The sequence below is a fragment of the Holdemania filiformis DSM 12042 genome (genome assembly GCF_000157995.1).
In the GTDB taxonomy this organism is placed as follows: domain Bacteria; phylum Bacillota_I; class Bacilli_A; order Erysipelotrichales; family Erysipelotrichaceae; genus Holdemania; species Holdemania filiformis.
Map to the genome: position 1 here is coordinate 415,879 of NZ_GG657553.1, position 17,734 is coordinate 433,612.

At 54.9% G+C, this 17,734-nt stretch carries 13 protein-coding genes; all 13 read right to left on the minus strand.

Annotated elements, in window-relative coordinates; translation table 11 throughout:
* Positions 1–80: 80 nt before the first annotated feature.
* The 13 genes from HOLDEFILI_RS04365 to HOLDEFILI_RS04425 all read right to left on the minus strand — a co-directional run bounded on the left by HOLDEFILI_RS04365 (position 81) and on the right by HOLDEFILI_RS04425 (position 17,672).
* Positions 81–857, minus strand: a complete 777-nt coding sequence (locus HOLDEFILI_RS04365) for a response regulator (RefSeq protein WP_006058251.1) — start codon at positions 855–857, stop codon at positions 81–83.
* Positions 820–3,564, minus strand: coding sequence for a sensor histidine kinase (locus HOLDEFILI_RS04370; protein ID WP_039863873.1), 2,745 nt, complete (start codon positions 3,562–3,564; stop codon positions 820–822). Before HOLDEFILI_RS04370 ends, HOLDEFILI_RS04365 begins: the two co-directional genes overlap by 38 nt.
* Before the next feature lie 97 nt (positions 3,565–3,661).
* Positions 3,662–4,285, minus strand: coding sequence for a potassium-transporting ATPase subunit KdpC (gene kdpC / locus HOLDEFILI_RS04375; protein WP_006058253.1), 624 nt, complete (start codon positions 4,283–4,285; stop codon positions 3,662–3,664).
* A gap of 11 nt (positions 4,286–4,296) precedes the next feature.
* A complete protein-coding gene (gene kdpB, locus HOLDEFILI_RS04380) occupies positions 4,297–6,348 on the minus strand; it encodes a potassium-transporting ATPase subunit KdpB (RefSeq protein WP_006058254.1) in 2,052 nt (683 codons plus the stop codon).
* Positions 6,349–6,358: 10 nt separating this feature from the next.
* A complete protein-coding gene (locus HOLDEFILI_RS04385) occupies positions 6,359–8,101 on the minus strand; it encodes a potassium-transporting ATPase subunit KdpA (RefSeq protein WP_006058255.1) in 1,743 nt (580 codons plus the stop codon).
* Between the two features lie 15 nt (positions 8,102–8,116).
* Positions 8,117–8,194, minus strand: coding sequence for a K(+)-transporting ATPase subunit F (gene kdpF / locus HOLDEFILI_RS20475; protein WP_083787569.1), 78 nt, complete (start codon positions 8,192–8,194; stop codon positions 8,117–8,119).
* A gap of 416 nt (positions 8,195–8,610) precedes the next feature.
* A complete protein-coding gene (locus HOLDEFILI_RS04390) occupies positions 8,611–9,300 on the minus strand; it encodes a YczE/YyaS/YitT family protein (RefSeq protein WP_006058256.1) in 690 nt (229 codons plus the stop codon).
* Entirely contained in the window at positions 9,297–10,127 is an 831-nt protein-coding gene (locus HOLDEFILI_RS04395; protein ID WP_167317119.1) for an HAD family hydrolase, read from the minus strand. Before HOLDEFILI_RS04395 ends, HOLDEFILI_RS04390 begins: the two co-directional genes overlap by 4 nt.
* A gap of 75 nt (positions 10,128–10,202) precedes the next feature.
* On the minus strand, positions 10,203–11,474 hold the full coding sequence (locus HOLDEFILI_RS04400) for a hypothetical protein (protein WP_039863876.1): 1,272 nt from the start codon (positions 11,472–11,474) through the stop codon (positions 10,203–10,205).
* Positions 11,475–11,595: 121 nt separating this feature from the next.
* On the minus strand, positions 11,596–13,458 hold the full coding sequence (locus HOLDEFILI_RS04405) for a glucose PTS transporter subunit IIA (protein ID WP_006058259.1): 1,863 nt from the start codon (positions 13,456–13,458) through the stop codon (positions 11,596–11,598).
* The gene (locus HOLDEFILI_RS04410; protein ID WP_006058260.1) at positions 13,455–14,930 is read right to left on the minus strand and encodes a glycoside hydrolase family 1 protein; all 1,476 of its coding nucleotides are present in this window, start codon (positions 14,928–14,930) and stop codon (positions 13,455–13,457) included. The genes HOLDEFILI_RS04405 and HOLDEFILI_RS04410 overlap by 4 nt, the downstream gene beginning before the upstream one ends.
* Positions 14,931–14,974: 44 nt before the next feature.
* Complete coding sequence (locus HOLDEFILI_RS04415; RefSeq protein WP_006058261.1) at positions 14,975–15,766, minus strand: MurR/RpiR family transcriptional regulator; 792 nt, start codon at positions 15,764–15,766, stop codon at positions 14,975–14,977.
* A 460-nt stretch (positions 15,767–16,226) separates the two neighbouring features.
* Positions 16,227–17,672 (minus strand): M81 family metallopeptidase, encoded by a 1,446-nt coding sequence (locus HOLDEFILI_RS04425; RefSeq protein WP_006058263.1) that lies wholly within the window; start codon positions 17,670–17,672, stop codon positions 16,227–16,229.
* Positions 17,673–17,734 lie beyond the last annotated feature (62 nt).

Below are 17,734 nucleotides of genomic sequence, written 5' to 3' on the forward strand. Positions count from 1 at the left end.
TCATTGCACTTTCCTAATAGAAACAAAAAAAGATCAGATTCCACACCTAAGCGCTTGTTTATCTGATCTCTGATTTGATCTTAAGGCTGGAAAGAGCCGTTCTGGTTTGCGGCATCGTGGGTTTCCTCACCCGGAGCGGCCTTCCGGTTTTCGTCGCTCGGTTCCACCCTGAGCATCCGGTAGCCGACCCCCACATGCGTTTGGATGTATTGAAAAGAACCGGGACCTTTTTCCAGTTTCTTTCTTAATGTCGTCATGAACACGCGCAGCGAAGCGACGTCGCTGTCCAGCGTGCTGCCCCAGATTTCTTTCAAAATCGCGGTATGAGTCAGCACTTTACCGACATTGCGCGCCAGCAGGCAGAGCAGCTTGTATTCGCTCGGCGTCAGGTGCAGCTCCTGCCCCCGCAAATATACGCAGCCGGAACTGTAATCCACCGTCAGCTCGCCGTTGGTAAAGACCGGACTTTCCGCATTCTGATTCTGGATATAGCGCAGCCGCCGCAGCGTGACGCGGACCCGCGCGAGTAATTCCTCCACCGAAAACGGCTTGGTCAGGTAATCGTCCGCCCCGGCGTCCAGCGCTTCAATTTTATCGCGATCCTCACTGCGGGCACTGATCACGATGATCGGCATTAACGACCAGGTCCGGATCCGGCGGATGATACTTACTCCGTCGCCATCCGGCAGGCCAAGATCCAGCAGTACGATATCCGGTTGACGCAGCGTCGCTTCCTGCAGCCCCTGTTCTCCGGTTCCCGCCGTTAGATAACGGTAATCCTGGGTATCCAGCGTGGCCGCGATCAGATTGCGGACCGCTTTATCGTCTTCCACGATTAAAATCAACGGTTGATTCATAAGCACAAACCTCCTCTGCCGGACAACGGAATGAAAACAGAGCGCCGTGCGGAACATTGTCGCGGACCGCTAACCGTCCGCCGTGCGCGCTGATGATCGACTGGCACAGCGCCAGTCCCAACCCCATCCCCCGGCGGCTGTCGGCAATCTGGCCGCGGGATGTATAAAACAAATCGAAAATTCGTTCCTTCATGGCGTCGGGAATTCCCGGCCCGTCGTCGGCCACCTCGACGACCAGCTCCTGCCCTTCCAGAAACGAACGGATGGTAATCCGGGAACCTTCCGGTGTATACTGGATCGCGTTGTTGACCAGGTTGATGATCACCTGCATCATCAGCTGGGAATCAATCCGCACCAGTACGATCTGCGGACATTCTTCATGCACAATGTGATGCTCGCGGCGGTGGCGGCTGATATGCTGGAGCGCTTCGGTGATGACTTCCTCCATCAGTTCGGTTTGTAAATTCAGGCTCATTGTCCCGTTTTCAATCTTCGTGATCGAAAGCAGGTTTTCCACCAGGTTGATAAGCCAGGCAGAGTCTTCGGCGATGTCGGCGATCAGCTGGCGCGAACGCGCAGAATCCAACGACTGCGGACTGTTCAACAGAATTCCCGCATTGCCGGAAATGCTGGTCAGCGGCGTGCGCAGGTCATGGGAAATCGAGCGCAGCAGATTGGCCCGCAGCTGTTCGTTCTTCACCTGCATCTGGGCTTCCTCCTTGCGCCGGGCAAGCGTTTCCTTGTCCAGCGCCAACGCACCTTCGCTCAGCATGGAGAGCACCAGATTGTTTTCAAACGGATCCAGCGGTTCCCCGTTCAGCGCAATCCCGACGACGCCGTACACCGTATCCGCCGCGCGGATGGCCAGATAATAGCAGCGCGCACTGCCTAACGTCGCGGTCGAAGCGCCGGCCCGCTTGTTATTGCGGAAAACCCAGTCGGCCACCGCCTGTTCATTGGGATTAATCAGTTCGGATTCCGGTACGGACGCTTCCGTGTTGTATACACACGGGGGCGTTAATTGCCGCTGCCCCCGGCGTTCTTCGGAATCATAGATTACAAGCGGCTTGTTCAGCATTTTTAACAACTGTTTGGCCATGACGTCGATCAGGCCCTGATGAGTTGTCTGCTGCTGAAGCTGCTGGCTGGTTTCCAGCAGCACCTTCATGCGATAGGCCGTCTGCGCGGACTGGGCGGCGTGGCGTTTGATCTTTCCCGCCAGCGAACTCGTCAGAAGACCGGCCGCAAACATGATGACAAACGTAACCGGATAGCCCTCGTCATAAGCCGCCAGAGTAAATCGAGGTTCGGTAAACACAAAATTAAAGGTCAGCACCGCCGCCAGCGAGGCGATCAGGCTGCAGCCCTGCCCCTGCGTCACGATGGCGACAATCTGCACGCCGAGAATATAAACCGTGATGATATTTGCTTCACTGAATCCGATCTGTCTAAATCCCAGCGAAAGCAGTGTACAGATTGCCAGCGTAACCAGCGTGATCCCCAGATCTTTCAGTCGGATTTCAATTGCGGGAATGTACTTTTTCGGCGGCGTATAGGGCCTGTCGCTTTGATTCTGCTTATCCGGAATAATATAAATATCCAGATTCGGCGCAAGTGCGCTGAGCTTCTCGGAAAACGATTCCTTGCCCCATCCCCATCCGGGACGGCGGGTGTTGCTGCGGCCAAGTACGATTTTGGAGACACCGGCCAGCCGTGCGAATTCGGCGATCTGGGCAGGGATATCCTCCCCCCATAACAGCTCGATCTGCGCCCCCAGCTGCTGCGCGAGGTGGATATGATCGCGCAGCCGCCGCCGGTCGGCGTCCGTCATGGAACCAAATGCCGGCGTTTCCACAAACAAGGCGGTAAACCGGCCTTTAAATGCCTGTGCCAAACGGGCGGCAGTGCGGATGATCCGGCCGTTGGTCGGGGCGGCGGACAGACACACGAGAATGTGTTCATCCGTATAATAATCCGATGCCTGCGGCCTGACCTTTTCCGTGATCCGCATCACGCGGTCCGCCGTCCGCCGCAGCGCGATTTCCCGCAGCGCCGTCAGATTTTCCACGGTAAAGAAGCTGCTGAGCGCTTTCTGCGCCTGCCCCTGTCGGTAAACCAGACCTTGGTTCAGACGCTGAATCAGCTCCTGCGGCTCCAAATCGACCAGCTCCACCTGATCCGCTTCATCGAACACCGAATCCGGAATCCGCTCGCGGACGGCGATCCCGGTGATCGAAGCGACGATATCGTTCAGACTTTCCAGGTGCTGGACATTGACCGTGGAATACACGTCGATCCCGGCTTTCAACAATTCCTCAACATCCTGATATCGTTTCAGATGACGGCTCCCGGGAGCGTTGGTGTGCGCCAGCTCGTCGACCAGGATCAGCTGCGGCCGGCGCTTTAACGCCTGATCGAGATCCAGTTCCTTTAATGACAGACCTTTATACGTTACCGTCTGAACCGGCAGCGATACGAGTCCTTCCGTCAGCGCCATTGTCTGCGGCCGGGCATGCGGTTCAATATAGCCGATCACGACGTCCACGCCCTGAGCCTTGACCTGACGCGCCGCTTCCAGCATCGCATAGGTCTTGCCCACGCCGGCCGCATACCCGAAGAAGATTTTCAAGCGGCCGCGGCTGGACCATCCGGTCTGTTCCTTCAGGCTTCTTAATAAACTTTCAGGATCTCTTCGTCTTTCGCTCACCGCCGCGGCCTCCGTTTCTTTCCCGGTGTTATTGTAGCACGATCGTTCAAGATTCCCCACCCGTCAGGCATTAAGATTTCATTAAGATCGCCTCTGCTCAGATCATGCCCAGCCTGCGGGCCAGCGCCAGATTTAATCGAACGACGTTGACTTTCGTTTCGCCGAAGATGCCCAGTACTTTCTCTTCAACGGCTTCGTCGATCAGCGTTTCGACCTCCGTCCTGGATAATCCGGTATTCGCGACGATCCGGTCTACTTGAACCCGCGCCGCTTCCACCGAGATATGCGGATCCAGCCCCGAGCCGGACGCCGTCACTAAATCGCTGGGAATTTCCTGACGCTTAACGGTTGGATTTTCCGCCAGGAACCGTTCCACATCCTTTTCGATCCGTTCCGTCAGCGCGGGATTGCTCGGCGCGTAGTTCTGACTTCCGCTGGCCAGTCCGCCGCCGCTGCCGGCTGCCGCTTCTTCCGCGGTGTAAGTGTTATACCGGTAAGCCGAGGGCCGGCCGTGAAACAGACGCTCATCTGTAAAATCCTGTCCGACAAGCGCGGACGCTATGGGTTTTCCCTGCACTTCAATCAGGCTTCCGTTGGCCTGAAAAGGAAACAGTACCTGTGCCGCGCCGGTTAAGATCAGCGGATAAACGAATCCGCAAAGTCCGATCATCGCCAGGGAAAAGCCGAAGGCCCGCACCAGCGTCATTCTATTTTTTTTCATTGTTAAACCTCCTAAATACCTAAGCAGACAAGCAGCGGCGCGATCATTAAATCGATCAGCTTAATGCCGATAAATGGGCATAGAATTCCGCCTGCGCCATAAATCATCAGATTGCGTCCCAGCATCTTTGACGCGCTCATCGGCTTGTAATGAACGCCTTTCATCGCCAGAGGAATCAGGCAGGGGATAATAACCGCATTGAAGATCAGCGCCGAGAGAACCGCGCTGGACGGACTTGCCAGACGCATGATGTTCAGCACCTGCATCTGCGGAATCGCGAGCGAGAAGATCGCCGGTATGATCGCGAAGTACTTGGCGATATCGTTGGCAATCGAAAAGGTTGTCAGGGAACCGCGGGTCATCAGCAGCTGTTTGCCAATCTCGACGACTTCCAGGATTTTTGTCGGATCGCTGTCCAGATCCACCATGTTGGCCGCTTCCTTGGCCGCCGAGGTTCCGGAGTTCATTGCCAGCCCCACATCCGCCTGCGCCAGGGCCGGGGCGTCGTTAGTCCCGTCGCCCGTCATCGCGACCAGCTTTCCTTCCGCCTGTTCCTTTTTGATCGCCGCAATTTTATCCTCTGGCCGGCATTCGGCGATATATCCGTCAACCCCGGCTTCCGCGGCAATCGTCGCGGCGGTCAGCGGATTGTCGCCGGTACACATAATCGTCTTGATGCCGATTTTACGCAGCCGTTCAAACCGTTGAACCAGCCCCGGCTTGACCGTATCCTTCAGATAGATCACACCCAGAATTTCAGCATCGCGGCAGACGACTAACGGGGTTCCGCCCAATTGTGAAACGTGATCGACCTTTTCTTTCAGGTCGGCCGGCACTTGCCCCTTGAGCTGCCGCACAACTTCGATGATCGCATCGCTGGATCCTTTGCGGTATTTTGCATTGGCAGTATCCTGACCACTCATCCGGGTTGACGCCGAGAATTCGATAAACGAACCCTGAGCCGCAGCTTCATCCAGCCGGCAGCCCTGTTTCACCGCCAGTTCCAATGTCGATTTCCCCTCCGGCGTCTCATCGTGCAGCGAGCTGATCCAGGCGGCGTCGCGCAGAGCTTCCGGACGGACGCCGGAAACGGGCAGAAATTCGCTGGCCAGGCGGTTGCCGAAGGTGATCGTTCCGGTCTTATCCAAAATCAAAGTGTCCACATCACCGCAGGCTTCCACTGCTTTGCCGCTGGTCGCGATCACATTAAACCGGGTCACGCGATCCATCCCGGCAATGCCGATAGCGCTCAGCAGACCGCCGATCGTTGTCGGAATCAGACAGACCGCCAGTGCGATCAGCGTTGAGATCGGAATCTTAACGCCGGAATACAGCGCGATCGGATACAATGTGACAATGACGATGAAAAAGATCAGGGTCAGCGATACCAGCAGCGTGTTCAGCGCGATTTCATTCGGTGTTTTCTGACGGGTCGCGCCTTCGACCAGAGCGATCATTTTATCCAGAAACGAATGGCCCGGCTCGGAGGTGATTCGAATCTGGATCCAGTCGGAAACGACGGTCGTCCCGCCGGTGACGGATGCGAAATCACCGCCGCTTTCCTTTAAGACCGGCGCGGATTCTCCAGTGATCGCCGATTCATCAATGCTGGCGACACCCGCGATGATTTCCCCGTCATTGGGGATCAGCTCGCCGGCTTTGACCAGCACGACGTCGCCCTTGTTCAGCTGGGACGCACTGATCCATTGTTCGCTGCCGTCCGCCTGAATCCGCCGGGCCTGCGTGTCCTTTTTAGTTTTCTTCAAGGTTTCCGCCTGAGCCTTCCCCCGGCCCTCCGCTACCGCTTCGGCAAAGTTCGCAAACAGCACCGTAATGAACAGAATCAGCGCGACTATTCCGTTCATCAGGCTTAAGTTCGTTCCCTTGTCGTGAAACAGAGAGGGAACAAAGGTTAACGTCAGGCAGATGAAGAACCCGATTTCCACCACAAACATGACCGGATTTTTCATCATTACTTTAGGATTCAGCTTGTAAAACGCACTTTTAAGACTGGATCCCAGAATCTCTTTTGTGATCCATTTCGAACTTTCATGATGACGCATACGTTACCTCCTAGATTCCAAGCGTCAGCGCTTCGGCAATCGGCCCCAAGGCCAGGGCTGGCAGAAAGGTCAGCGCCGCAAACAGATAAACAACGACAACCAGAACCACCGCAAAGGTCGGGGTATCGGTTCTTAATGTTCCGGCCGAAGTGCTGACGCAGCCTTTCTTCATCAAACTGCCGGCAATGCCCAGCTGCAGTACAATCGAAATATACCGGCCGAAAAACATCGCCATGCCGGTTGTCACGTTCCAGAACAACGTGTTGTCGGCCAGCCCTTCGAAGCCGGATCCATTGTTCGCGGCTGACGAAGAAAATTCATACAGCACCTGCGTCAGTCCGTGAAAGCCGGGATTGGTGATCCCTTCTAATCCTGATTGACAAGCAACGGCAAGTGCCGAAAAGCCCAGGATCAGCAGCGGATGGATGATCAGACACAACGCCGCCAGCTTCATCTCACGACCTTCGATTTTCTTATTGAGATATTCCGGTGTCCGTCCGATCATCAAACCGCAGATAAAGACGGCGATGATGACGTACACGAGCATGTTCATCAATCCGACGCCCGCACCGCCGAAGACGACGTTAAGCATCATGTGCAGCAGCGGAACCAGACCGCCCATCGGCGTCAGGGTATCGTGCATGTTATTGACCGTCCCGGTGGTAAACGAGGTCGTCACCGTCGTAAACAGGGACGACTGGGCGATCCCAAAACGGACTTCTTTGCCTTCCATATTGCCCGCCGGCTGGACGATGCCGCTGTTTTCCACCGCGAAATTTCCCTGGGATTCGCTCCAGAAGCACAGCCCAAGACCGAGCAGAAACAAAAGGCTCATCACCAAGAATATCGTCCGGCCTTCCTTTCCCATCCCCTTCCCGCGGGCCGAATCGGTCTGGGATAAGCTGATTTTTGTGTTCGCGGCTTTGCGCTGGCGCAGTGTATCATAAGCCATCCGTCCAAACGTTACGACGCAGGCTGCCGGCAGAATCATCATCGAATACAATTCCGCAAGGTTGGTCAGGATCGTCGGATTTTCCAATGGTGTGGAAGAATTGGCGCCGAGAAAACCGCCGCCGTTGGTCCCCAGATGTTTAATGGATTCCAGCGCGGCGATCGGTCCGCGGGCCAGATTCTGGAATTTTCCTTCCAGCGTCGTTACCGTAATGTTGGACGCCAGCGTCTGCGGCACACCCTGCCAGACCAGAAACAGGCCGACCAGCAAGGCTGCCGGAATTAAGAACCGCGTTGTAATCCGCGTAAAATCCTCATAAAAGTTTCCCATCCGCTGGCCCAGCAGTCCTCTCACCATCGCAACGCAGGCAGCGTATCCGCTGGCAGCCGAGGTGAACATCATCATGATGATGACTGCCATCTGAGAAAAATAGGTCAAACCAGATTCCCCGGAATAGTGCTGAAGATTGGTATTGGTCATAAACGAAATAATCGTATTGAAGGAAAGACTTTCCTCCATATTTCCAATCTGATTCGGATTCAAAAACAGAACCGACTGCAGCCGCAGGATCAGATACCCGGCAGCGACAAGACAGGCGTTGACCAGCAACAAATGCAGCGCGTATTGCTTCCAGCTCATCGGCGAGCGATCAATCCGCAGCGATTTGAAAATCACGTTGTCAACGCGGTCGAACAGGGGATCCGCCCACGTTTTCTTTCCGGCGCTGATGTGATAAATATAATTGCCGACCGGAAACAGGATCAGCAGAAACAGAACTAAAGTGCAAATGATTTGTATCATACGTTATTCTTCCTTCTAAAATTTTTCGGGATTGACCAGGGCGTAAATCAGATACACCGCCAGACCGGCAATCACCGCAGCCAAGATCATCATGGTCCGTCCTCCTTTACCGGCGGATCAGCTTTTCAACCCATAAGGTTAAAAGCACCATCGAACCGAAACCAGCCGCCAGCATCGCGGCCATCATCAAATCTAACATTCAGTAATCCTCCTTCATCCTTTCACAATGACGGAAGAATCGTACCACGCCGTAAATCAAAACCGTGTTAAGATCCGCGCCGCCGGATTAAGATTGTATTAAAATGGAAGAAGTATCGCTTCTCACCAGGAATATCCCGCATTCCATCCCTGTCCGATTACTTTCCGTTCTCGCTCCGCAAGGGTGAAAATAAAAAAAGTATGAAGGAACCTGAACGGATTCAGGATAACCTTTCATACTTTTTAATAACGTTCATCAAAACGCCGGCTGAAGACTCACGGACGTCCGGCGGAATCTTTTTCCATTCCCATCAGTCCAGAGACACGGACGTCAGGCCGCGTTCTTTCAGCTGACAATAGCCGGAACATTTCCGAGCCGCGGGAAACGTGAACGCCATCGACCGGCCCAATAACAACATCGAAGCCCAGGTTCCCTCGCGCAAGGTTGTCAATTCCAGATGGAAGATTACGATCAAAAGCAGGCTGAGCCCGATGAAAAGCATATCGGCCCGGCTGCGCAGAACACTGAACGGGATGGCCCAGCGCTCGGACAGCACCATGACCAGCTGTTCAAACGGATGCCGGATTAAATCCGCCGTCATCATCACCGCTACGCCGTACGACGCCAACAGAATCCCGGCAATCATCGCCAGCCACTGGACGCCGTAGCTGCCCGGAATCCAGGTTGAGAAGCCCGGCAGCTCATAACAGAACACGTTGACGATCTGTCCCTGCAGCCAGGCGACCAGCACCTGCAGCAGCTGCAGCTTGGGAAACTGCCGTCTTTGAATTAAAATCTGAATCAGGACGCAGCTGCAGTTAAAGATAATGATCAGCGTACCGCTTTTCATCTGGGTCAGAAACGCCAGATTCTGCGTAAATGCCACAACAGCCGTCTGGCCCAGTCCGGACTTCATCATTAACGACAGGCCCAGCGCCGTGATCGCGACGCCCAGCACCATTTCAATCAGCTGCAAGCTTTTTAGAGTCTTTGTTTTCATGCTTGTTCCTTTCCGATGGGAATCCCAGTGTAATTTTCAATCACCCGCAGCACGCCGTAGGCCGTATTCGCCGGCGCGATGTGATTGACCTGCGCCAACAGCGCTTCCTCTGCGTTGCGCATGATGTGTCCGTAGCGGAATTCCTGCAACATTTCCAAATCATTCTCGCTGTCGCCGAAGCACAGCACTTCCTCGTTCGCCAGGCGCCGCGATTCGCAAAGCTGCCGCAGCGCCGCCGCTTTGGAAACCACGCTGTCCGTCATTTCGATCACGTCCCCGTGAACGACGCTGACCTTGAAATCCGCCGCAGCCCGCGCCCAATCCGCCAGCGCCGGCCGGGAATCATAAATTTCAATTTTATAACAGGCGCCCAGCTGTTCCCATGGCTTCGCCGCCAGACTCAAAAATCCATGTTCCTGCGCAAACAGCGCCGGATCCGGCAGCCGCCGGACCAGCGTTTCCATCCGCTGCCGGTAGGCTTGCGGATCACTGCACCAGACGCCGTTTTCCATCGACGCCACAGCCAGAACTCCCTGCTTTTGAATTTCATGAAGCATGGCCTGCGCCTGCCGGGTCTTCATCGGCCAGCGCTGTGTCAGCTTTCCCTCGCGGTCGTAAACCAACGCACCGTTTAAGGCGATCACCGGACAGCGGAAGGCGTACTTCGCAAACAACGGTTCGACAATTTCCATCGCCCGGCCGCTCGCCAGCACCCATTCGATCCGACGCGCCGACAGCTTCTTTATATACTCCGCAATCGTCTGATCCAGACAATGATTCGCGTTGCACAGTGTCCCGTCCAGATCCGTCGCAATCAGCTTGATCATCGCCATGATGCCCCCTTTCATTCCAGAAGAAAATGACGACTGCGCGCCACTTTCTAAATTCTATTTTTTTCTAATTTACGCTTGAAGCTGAGCCAGAATCAGATCCACCATCTCGTCGGCCGCGCCGTATGGGAAATACGTATTGAACGATTCAAACACAATCCCATATTCCTGCTTGTTGACCGCATAGTAATGAAAGCCGTTGGCATACGCGCACAGGAGCGTCGGCTTGCCATCGTATTCACGGATCCGTTTGCCCAGCACTGTGTCAATTTCGCACGGCACCGTCACGATCCGGAAGCTGCCGAAATCCACAATCAGACATTCCGGCTCGTAATGCAGACGCGTCTGCGCCAGCTTGTCCTCGACATCGCGCAGATAACACGCGGTAATCCGGTGCGCACGGTCGCTGTCCGGATCGAGCGTTTCCAGCTCCGCCTTGAGTTCCCGCTGTTTTTCCAGCAGGTATTCGTTGGTCTGCGGATTGTAGTCGATCGTCATCTTCACCGACCGGACGTTCAGGTTCTCCACCGTCAGCGGACGGGGATGCTTCGGGTCGATGAGCTGGGCCGCGATGCCTTCGCCATAGCGTAGACATTCATTCCAATCCACGCCCTTTTTCATTAACCGCGGACTGACGTCGCCGGCTTCACCGTTGAAAATCATGACCGGCATGCCTGTCGCTCCCTGCACGCTGCGGCGCAGCACACCGAAGAAATCCGCGGTGATATACAGGTTCTGCGCGCCCAGAATCGTCGGATGACATGCCAGGTTCAGCAGCTGCACCAGCGGCAGGCCGTCCGCAGTCCGGAGCGTCAGGATCTCACAGCGGTCGTTGTATTCCTCGCCGGGCCGGTTGCGGTTGTTATAAAAGCCGTTGATCGTAACCTGATCGAGCGTCGCCTGCGCCTCGCGCAAATGCCGCAGCGCCCATTTCGCGGAATAGATCATTTTATCCTGAATCCGCTCCCAATACTCCAGATCCGGATCCAGTTCTCCGTTCATGCCATGGGACACCACCGGACTGTTATGAGTATGCGAACAGCTGACGCAGATATGCGACACGTCCAAGCCGCAGGCTTCGCTGACCGCCTTGCGGCAGGCGTCGGTAAACTGCTGCTCGGCAATCGCGATATCCAGTGTGAAAAACACCATCGTTTCCCCGGCTTGTAAAATCAGCGTATCCAAAAGCAGATCGTCGCGCAGACCGCAGGCCGTCCGCAGCCCTTCGCCGCTGACCTGTTTCTGCTGCGCCGTCTGGTTGAAACAAAACCGCGCTTCGTTGTAGCCTTCCATTTTGCACGGAAGGATGGGATTAATGATTTCCCGCGTATAAGCCGCTTTCATCGTGAACGCCTCCTTGTTTGACTCAACTTTCACTTGGCGAGAAGCGGCGAAAACCGATTCAACCCGCCGTCCTTCTCCATTTTAAAGCCTATGTCAGCCTGTTTTCCAGTTGACCGCAAGCTCAGCCAATCGTATAGATACTGCTTCCAGCTTGGACCTGACCCTGCGGCTTGCACGCAAGCGCGCCGTCCTTCTTCGTCGCGATGACGATGACGACCGGATCCAGTCCCCGGGTTTTGACAAGCTCCGGATCAAAGCTGCCGATCGCTTCGCCCGCGGCGACGCGCTGGCCTTCTTTTACATGGATCGCAAAGCCTTCGCCCTTCATGCCGACGGTGTCCAACCCAATGTGCATTAAGATCTCCTCGCCGTTATCGGTTGTAAAGCCGATTGCGTGCTGCGTGGGGAAGACCATCGCCACCGTACCGCTGACCGGAGCCATTAACTTCCCATGGGCAGGAATCACAGCCATGCCTTCGCCGACAACCCCGCTGGCAAAGGTCTTATCATCGACCTGACTCAAGGCGATCAATTCGCCGTCCACCGGAGCGACCACCGCCGTCGGTTCCGACTTGATCTTTAAGACGGCCTTCTTCTCAGCCTTAATCGCCCGCTCACTCTTTTCCACATTCTCGTCAAACGGTTTGATATACGTCAGCACCAGCGCGATCACAAACGCCACCGCGTAGCACAGCGCCACGACCGGCATCGTATCGCCGAAGATCGCTAAGGAAATCACTGACGGAGTGGAAACGACATAACCATAGCCGCCTAAGATGGCGCTCAAAGCTCCGCCGACGCCGCTGGCGATGGAGGCCGCCATAAACGGCCACTTGAAGCGGACCAGCACGCCGTACAGACCTGGTTCCGTGATGCCTAAGATAGCGGAGATCCCCGCTGACAGCGCGATTTCCTTATTGTTTTTATTCTTCAGCCGGAGGAAAGCTCCGAAAGCTGCACCCGCAACTGCCAGTGCGGAAATCCCGTAGATCGCGATCAGCGGATCCCGGCCGTACACTTCCAGGTTGGACAGGATGATCGCCGTCAGGGACAGATGCATGCCGGTGAAGACGATGAACTGACGCGTAAAGCCAACGATGAAGCCCGCGACGATCGGTGAGAAGTCAAACAGCCAGTTGACCGCCATCGCGACATAGCTGGACAGGTAGTAGCCGATCGGCCCGGTGATGCCCAGGGCGACAAAGCCCATGATGATAAACACGCAGATCGGTGCGAACAACATCCGCAAGAAATCCGGAATGACCTTGTTGACGCCCTTGTAGACATATTTCAGCACCCAGACCGACAGGATAATCGGAATGACAGATCCGGAATATTTCGCGTAGGTCACCGGGAATCCAAGCAGGTGGATCGCCGTGCCGGCATTGTTGATTACCGTCGGATACATCAGCATACCTGCGACCGCCATCGCCATGAACGCGTCCGTGTTGAACTTCTTCGCGCTGGAATTGGCCAGTAAGAATGGCAGGAAGTAGAATGGAACGTCTGATATAATGCTTAAGAACGTATGCATATCGCTGCCGGAGGTCAGTACCTTCATCATTACAAACAGCGAGATGAAGCCCTTTAACAAGCCGCCGCCCAGAATGCACGGAAGACATGGCGCTAAGCAGCCGGCCAGGAAATCCAGGATCGCGCTGAAGCTGAATTTCTTCTTTTCTTCGTTCTTTTCCCCGAAATCATCCGGTACCTCGCCACCCGAGGTCATCGGATATTGTTCGATCATCATTTCATAGATGCGGCCGACTTTCTGGCCGATGATGACCTGCAGCTGTCCCGCTTTCCACTGTGCCCCCAAAACACCCTCGACGTTTTCCAAGGCGTTCACGTCGGCTTTCTTTTCCTCTTTGAGCGTAAAGCGGATGCGGGTGGAACAATGCATCGCCGTGTTGATATTTTCCGTCCCGCCGACCAGCCGGACGATCTCGTCGATCATTTTCTTTTCCTGAGCGTTGCCCTTCATGCGTTCTTCTCCTCGTTTCTGTTTGTTTCTTTTGTTGCCGGCCTTCCCCAGTCGCGGCCGTTGGAGCGGATCAGACGGGAATACCAATAGAAGGAATCCTTCGGAATGCGGCGCAGATCCAGCGTTTCCTCGTCTGTCGTGTTGATATAAACCAAGCCGTAGCGCTTCGCCATTCCGTTGCCGGTGCTTAACAGATCGGTAAACGACCAGGGATTATAACCGATCACCTCGCACCCGTCTTCAATCGCCAGACCGACCTGATAGATCTGATCGCGCAGGAAGGCGATCCGGTTCGCATCGTGCACCTGGCCGTCCGGGCCGACCTGTTCGTGTGCGCCCAGTCCGTTTTCCGTGATCATCATCGGCAGACGGTAATGATCCCAGACATACCTTAGCATATACCGCATCGCGACCGGGTCGATTTCCCAGTCCCAGTCCGTCGTTTCGACGTAAGGGTTCGGCGCCAGGGCATATTCGCCCGGGAATTTCGGATAGACGAACTGGCCTTTTTTACCTTCTTTATTCAGCGCCAGCTCCAGGTAGCTTTCCTCCTTCGGGCAATCCTTCGCGACGTTGGAACGGTAACAGTTGAGGGCGAAGTAATCAATTTTGGCCTGACCGATCAGTTCCATATCCCCCGGCCGGATATCCGGATCGATGTCGTGCAGCTTCCAATACTGCTTGACAAATCCGCTGTATTCGCGGAACGCATACAAGTCGTTCCAGATTTTTTCCGTCAGTTCTTCGGCATTCATCGCCGCGATCTGATCCTGCGGCTTGCAGCTTTCCGGGTAGATCGGGACATAGCCCGGCACCGGCCCGATCTTGCCGCCCTCGACTAATTCATGGCAGGCGATCACAGCCTTGGCATGGCACAGGTTCATGATGTGGTTAATCCGCCACTTGTCTTTTTCCCAATCGGCGCAGCCCTTGTCCAGCCCCAGCCACTTGCCGTAGACGATCTGCATGTTCTGTTCGTTGATCGACAGCCAGTATTTAACACGGTCGCCGAACGCCTCGAAGCAGACGCGGACGTAGTGGTCGAACAGCTCGATCACCCGCCGGTCGCGCCAGCCGCCCAGTTCATCCACCCACACCGGCATGTCGTAGTGGTACAGGGTGACGATCGGTGTAATGTTGTGCTCGAGCAGCTCGTCGATCAAATCGTTGTAAAATTGAATGCCTTCCGGATTGACCTTGCCGTCGGAAGCGGGAATGATCCGCGGCCAGGCGAGCGAAAAGCGGTAAGAGGTGAAGCCGCACTCCGCCATCAGCTGTACGTCTTCTTTCCAGTGGTGGTAATGATCGGCGGCGATTGAATTGTCAGCATAAGGTTTTTTCGTCTTACTGTTGAGGTCGATGATGGCCGGTGTGCGGCCGCCTTCGGCAACCCCGCCTTCAACCTGCCAGGCCGCGGAGGACGCTCCCCACAGAAAGCCCTCCGGAAAAATTGGATCTCGTCCGTAGTCCATTGTTTTCTCTCCTTTGCCCCTTCCGCAATGCGGATTGGCGGCGCTTATTGAGAGTCTCCATATTTTTTGACGTAGACGCTGTACAGCACATCCAGCACATAGATCGTTCCATAGGTATAATAGACGGATTTCGCTTCCTGCGACCGGTCGGCGGCGCTCAGATGATAGATCGTATCATACACGTCGTCGAAGTCATGGCTGCGGTTGAGCGTAAAGAGGATTTTATACGCCGGATTGTCCCGCAGGTAATCGCGCGAAGCGGCGGCGAACAGTCCGGATCCGGAAATCACCAGAAGCAGATCCTCTTTCTGTAAATGCTTTACGAAATCGATGTTCTCATACATATCGGAAACCATCCGGATGACCTTGTTCTGGAAGATCATCGAATGCTGGAACTGAGCGACCGAGGTCGCGCCGACACTGGAGGTCAGAAAGACGACCTCGCGGGCGTCGTGAATCCGTTCGGCCAGCCGCTCGACTTCCGCCGTGTTCATGCGCTGATCCAGCTCGGCGATCATCGCGTTGATTTCCTGCGTCAGGGTTTCGCGGTAGTTCTCCCGTCCGGCATGCTTCTGAAAGCTTGCCCGCTGATCGTCGTACTGGGCGAATTCATCTTTAAATGCAACGAAGTTCTCATACCCGATCGCCTGACAGAACCGGCGGATACTGGAACGGGACACAAAACAGTCGGCGGCCACGTCATAAATATTGAGCCTCGACAATTCATGATAGTGCTCGAGAAAATATTCAGCGAGAATGAAATAGGGATCTCCCTGATTGTTTTCATTCAGCACGTTAAACAAGGAGTTCAGCAAACTGAGCCGATTGATCTTCATACCTAGGTTCCTCTCTGTTCTATTGAATCCTGTTTACCACTGTTGTCGCCTTCATCTTAGCATGCGTCCTTTCCCCTTTGGGGTTCAGAAATCGACCCAGGATTCAAACTGGGAAATCGGCTTTCGTTAAAGGACATCAAGCGCTTACAGGTTAAGCGGAAAAAGGCCGGGGAAACAGGTTCCTGCACCCTTGAATGTACGGCAGATTTTTAAGCCTTGTCAATCCCCAAAACTAAAAATGTACGGAAATGAGTCTTCCAAGATGAGCAATGGAGCGCAATCAGGATGAAATTAAGCATCAAAGTCTGAGGGAAGCGCGGACAGTCAGGCTGGAACGAGCGCTCGTTCATAAAAAAGAAAAACAATCAAAAAGGGCCGCGGCGATCACACCGCAGACCCAAGGGAGGTTGGAAACGGCGTCCGTCAAAGGGCGGACGTCAGAAATGATTGTAAATCCGAGTTAAATCTCGTCGATCGGATACATCGGACGTAAGATCGTGCGGTACTGGATCTTTTCCGTGCGCTGGTTTGTCGCGCCGTCAGTCAGCGACATTACGCTGAACTTCGCCAGTTCCTTTAACCGCGGGTAAATGTAACCCTGCTTGACGATGATCAGATCATAATCAAACAAATTCAGTCCGGCTGCGGTATATTGTTGATCCTCCGCGAAAGAAACGGCTTTTTCCGCGATGATCACGTCAATCGTCGTGCCGTCCAGCGTGATCGTCGTGCAGGTGCCGACGGACAGTGTTTCGCCATAGTGGTGATGCAGCTCACCGGTCGCTTTGACCGTGCCTTCCAGATGCACCTTCGCCGACAATTCATCCAGATTCGCGCCCAGCTCGACGCTGACATGGGTACCCGGCTGTTTATCTTTCAAGGCCAGGGCGGTTTCCGCGTCCGCGATGCAGGCGAATACAACCCGCTTGCCATGCAGATCTTTCGCAGCCAGACACTGCTTTAAAATCGTCGTGTTGCAGCCTGGACCGCCGGCGGTGCAGTTATCTCCGGAATCGGTGATGACGACCGGGGATTGAGGATAGTCAACCGCCTGTTGGAACGCGTCTTCCGGCTCCAGCGCGTTGCCGGTAAAATGGAACTCCCGGCGCTTGCTCCAGGCGAAGGCCGCGATCTGATCAGCTTTCTCTTCCGCATACGCCCGATCGTTTTCCGTCTGCGGAACAACGATGACGCTGGCGCCGCATTTCGCGTTGTCATGGCGCACATAGCCGATATGATAGGAACAGCACAGAATCCGCGGATCCGCCTCGATTTCATCGAGCAGTTTGTTGATGGAAACCATCGGTTCATCCAGCGAAACACTGCGCTCCCCGCCGACTAAAATCGGAACCTTGCGGTATACCGGATGAATATCGCGGCGGTTGTTCAGTAAGTCGATAAACAGCTTCGCTACCAGCCGGTGACAATCCGGCCGGTCGGTATGCGGCGAATGCCGGAAAGTGCGGATAATCTGACAGTTATCGGCTTGTTCCTGGGACAGATTGCCATGCGGATCCATGACCATCGCGATTGGCAGATAAGGCCCGACGAGTTTGCGGATTTCGCGGATGATCGTATGCTCGCCGCTGCCCCCTTCCAATCCGAGGACATTGCTTGCACCGTGCAGGAAGAAAAACATCCCGTCGATCTCGTCGATGTGTTCGCGCACGCCGTTCAGGAATTGTTCAAGAATGAAGTCGAACGCTTCCCGGGTCACGCGTCCTCCGGCCCGGCCGTCCGCGTAAATCGTCGGAATCACTTCGATTCCGGCTTCCTCAAACAAATCGCGGACATACAGCGCGTCGACGACGTCATCGCCGGTTTTCATCATAAAATCCTGCAGCGCACACGGCTTTTTCACGCGGGCGTTGGACTCGGCGACAAAGCCGCCAATTAATACTTTCATGTGGTGAACCCCTTTCTTCGTTTATTTACCCTAAGTATACGCAGCCTGAAAAAAGAAAGGGG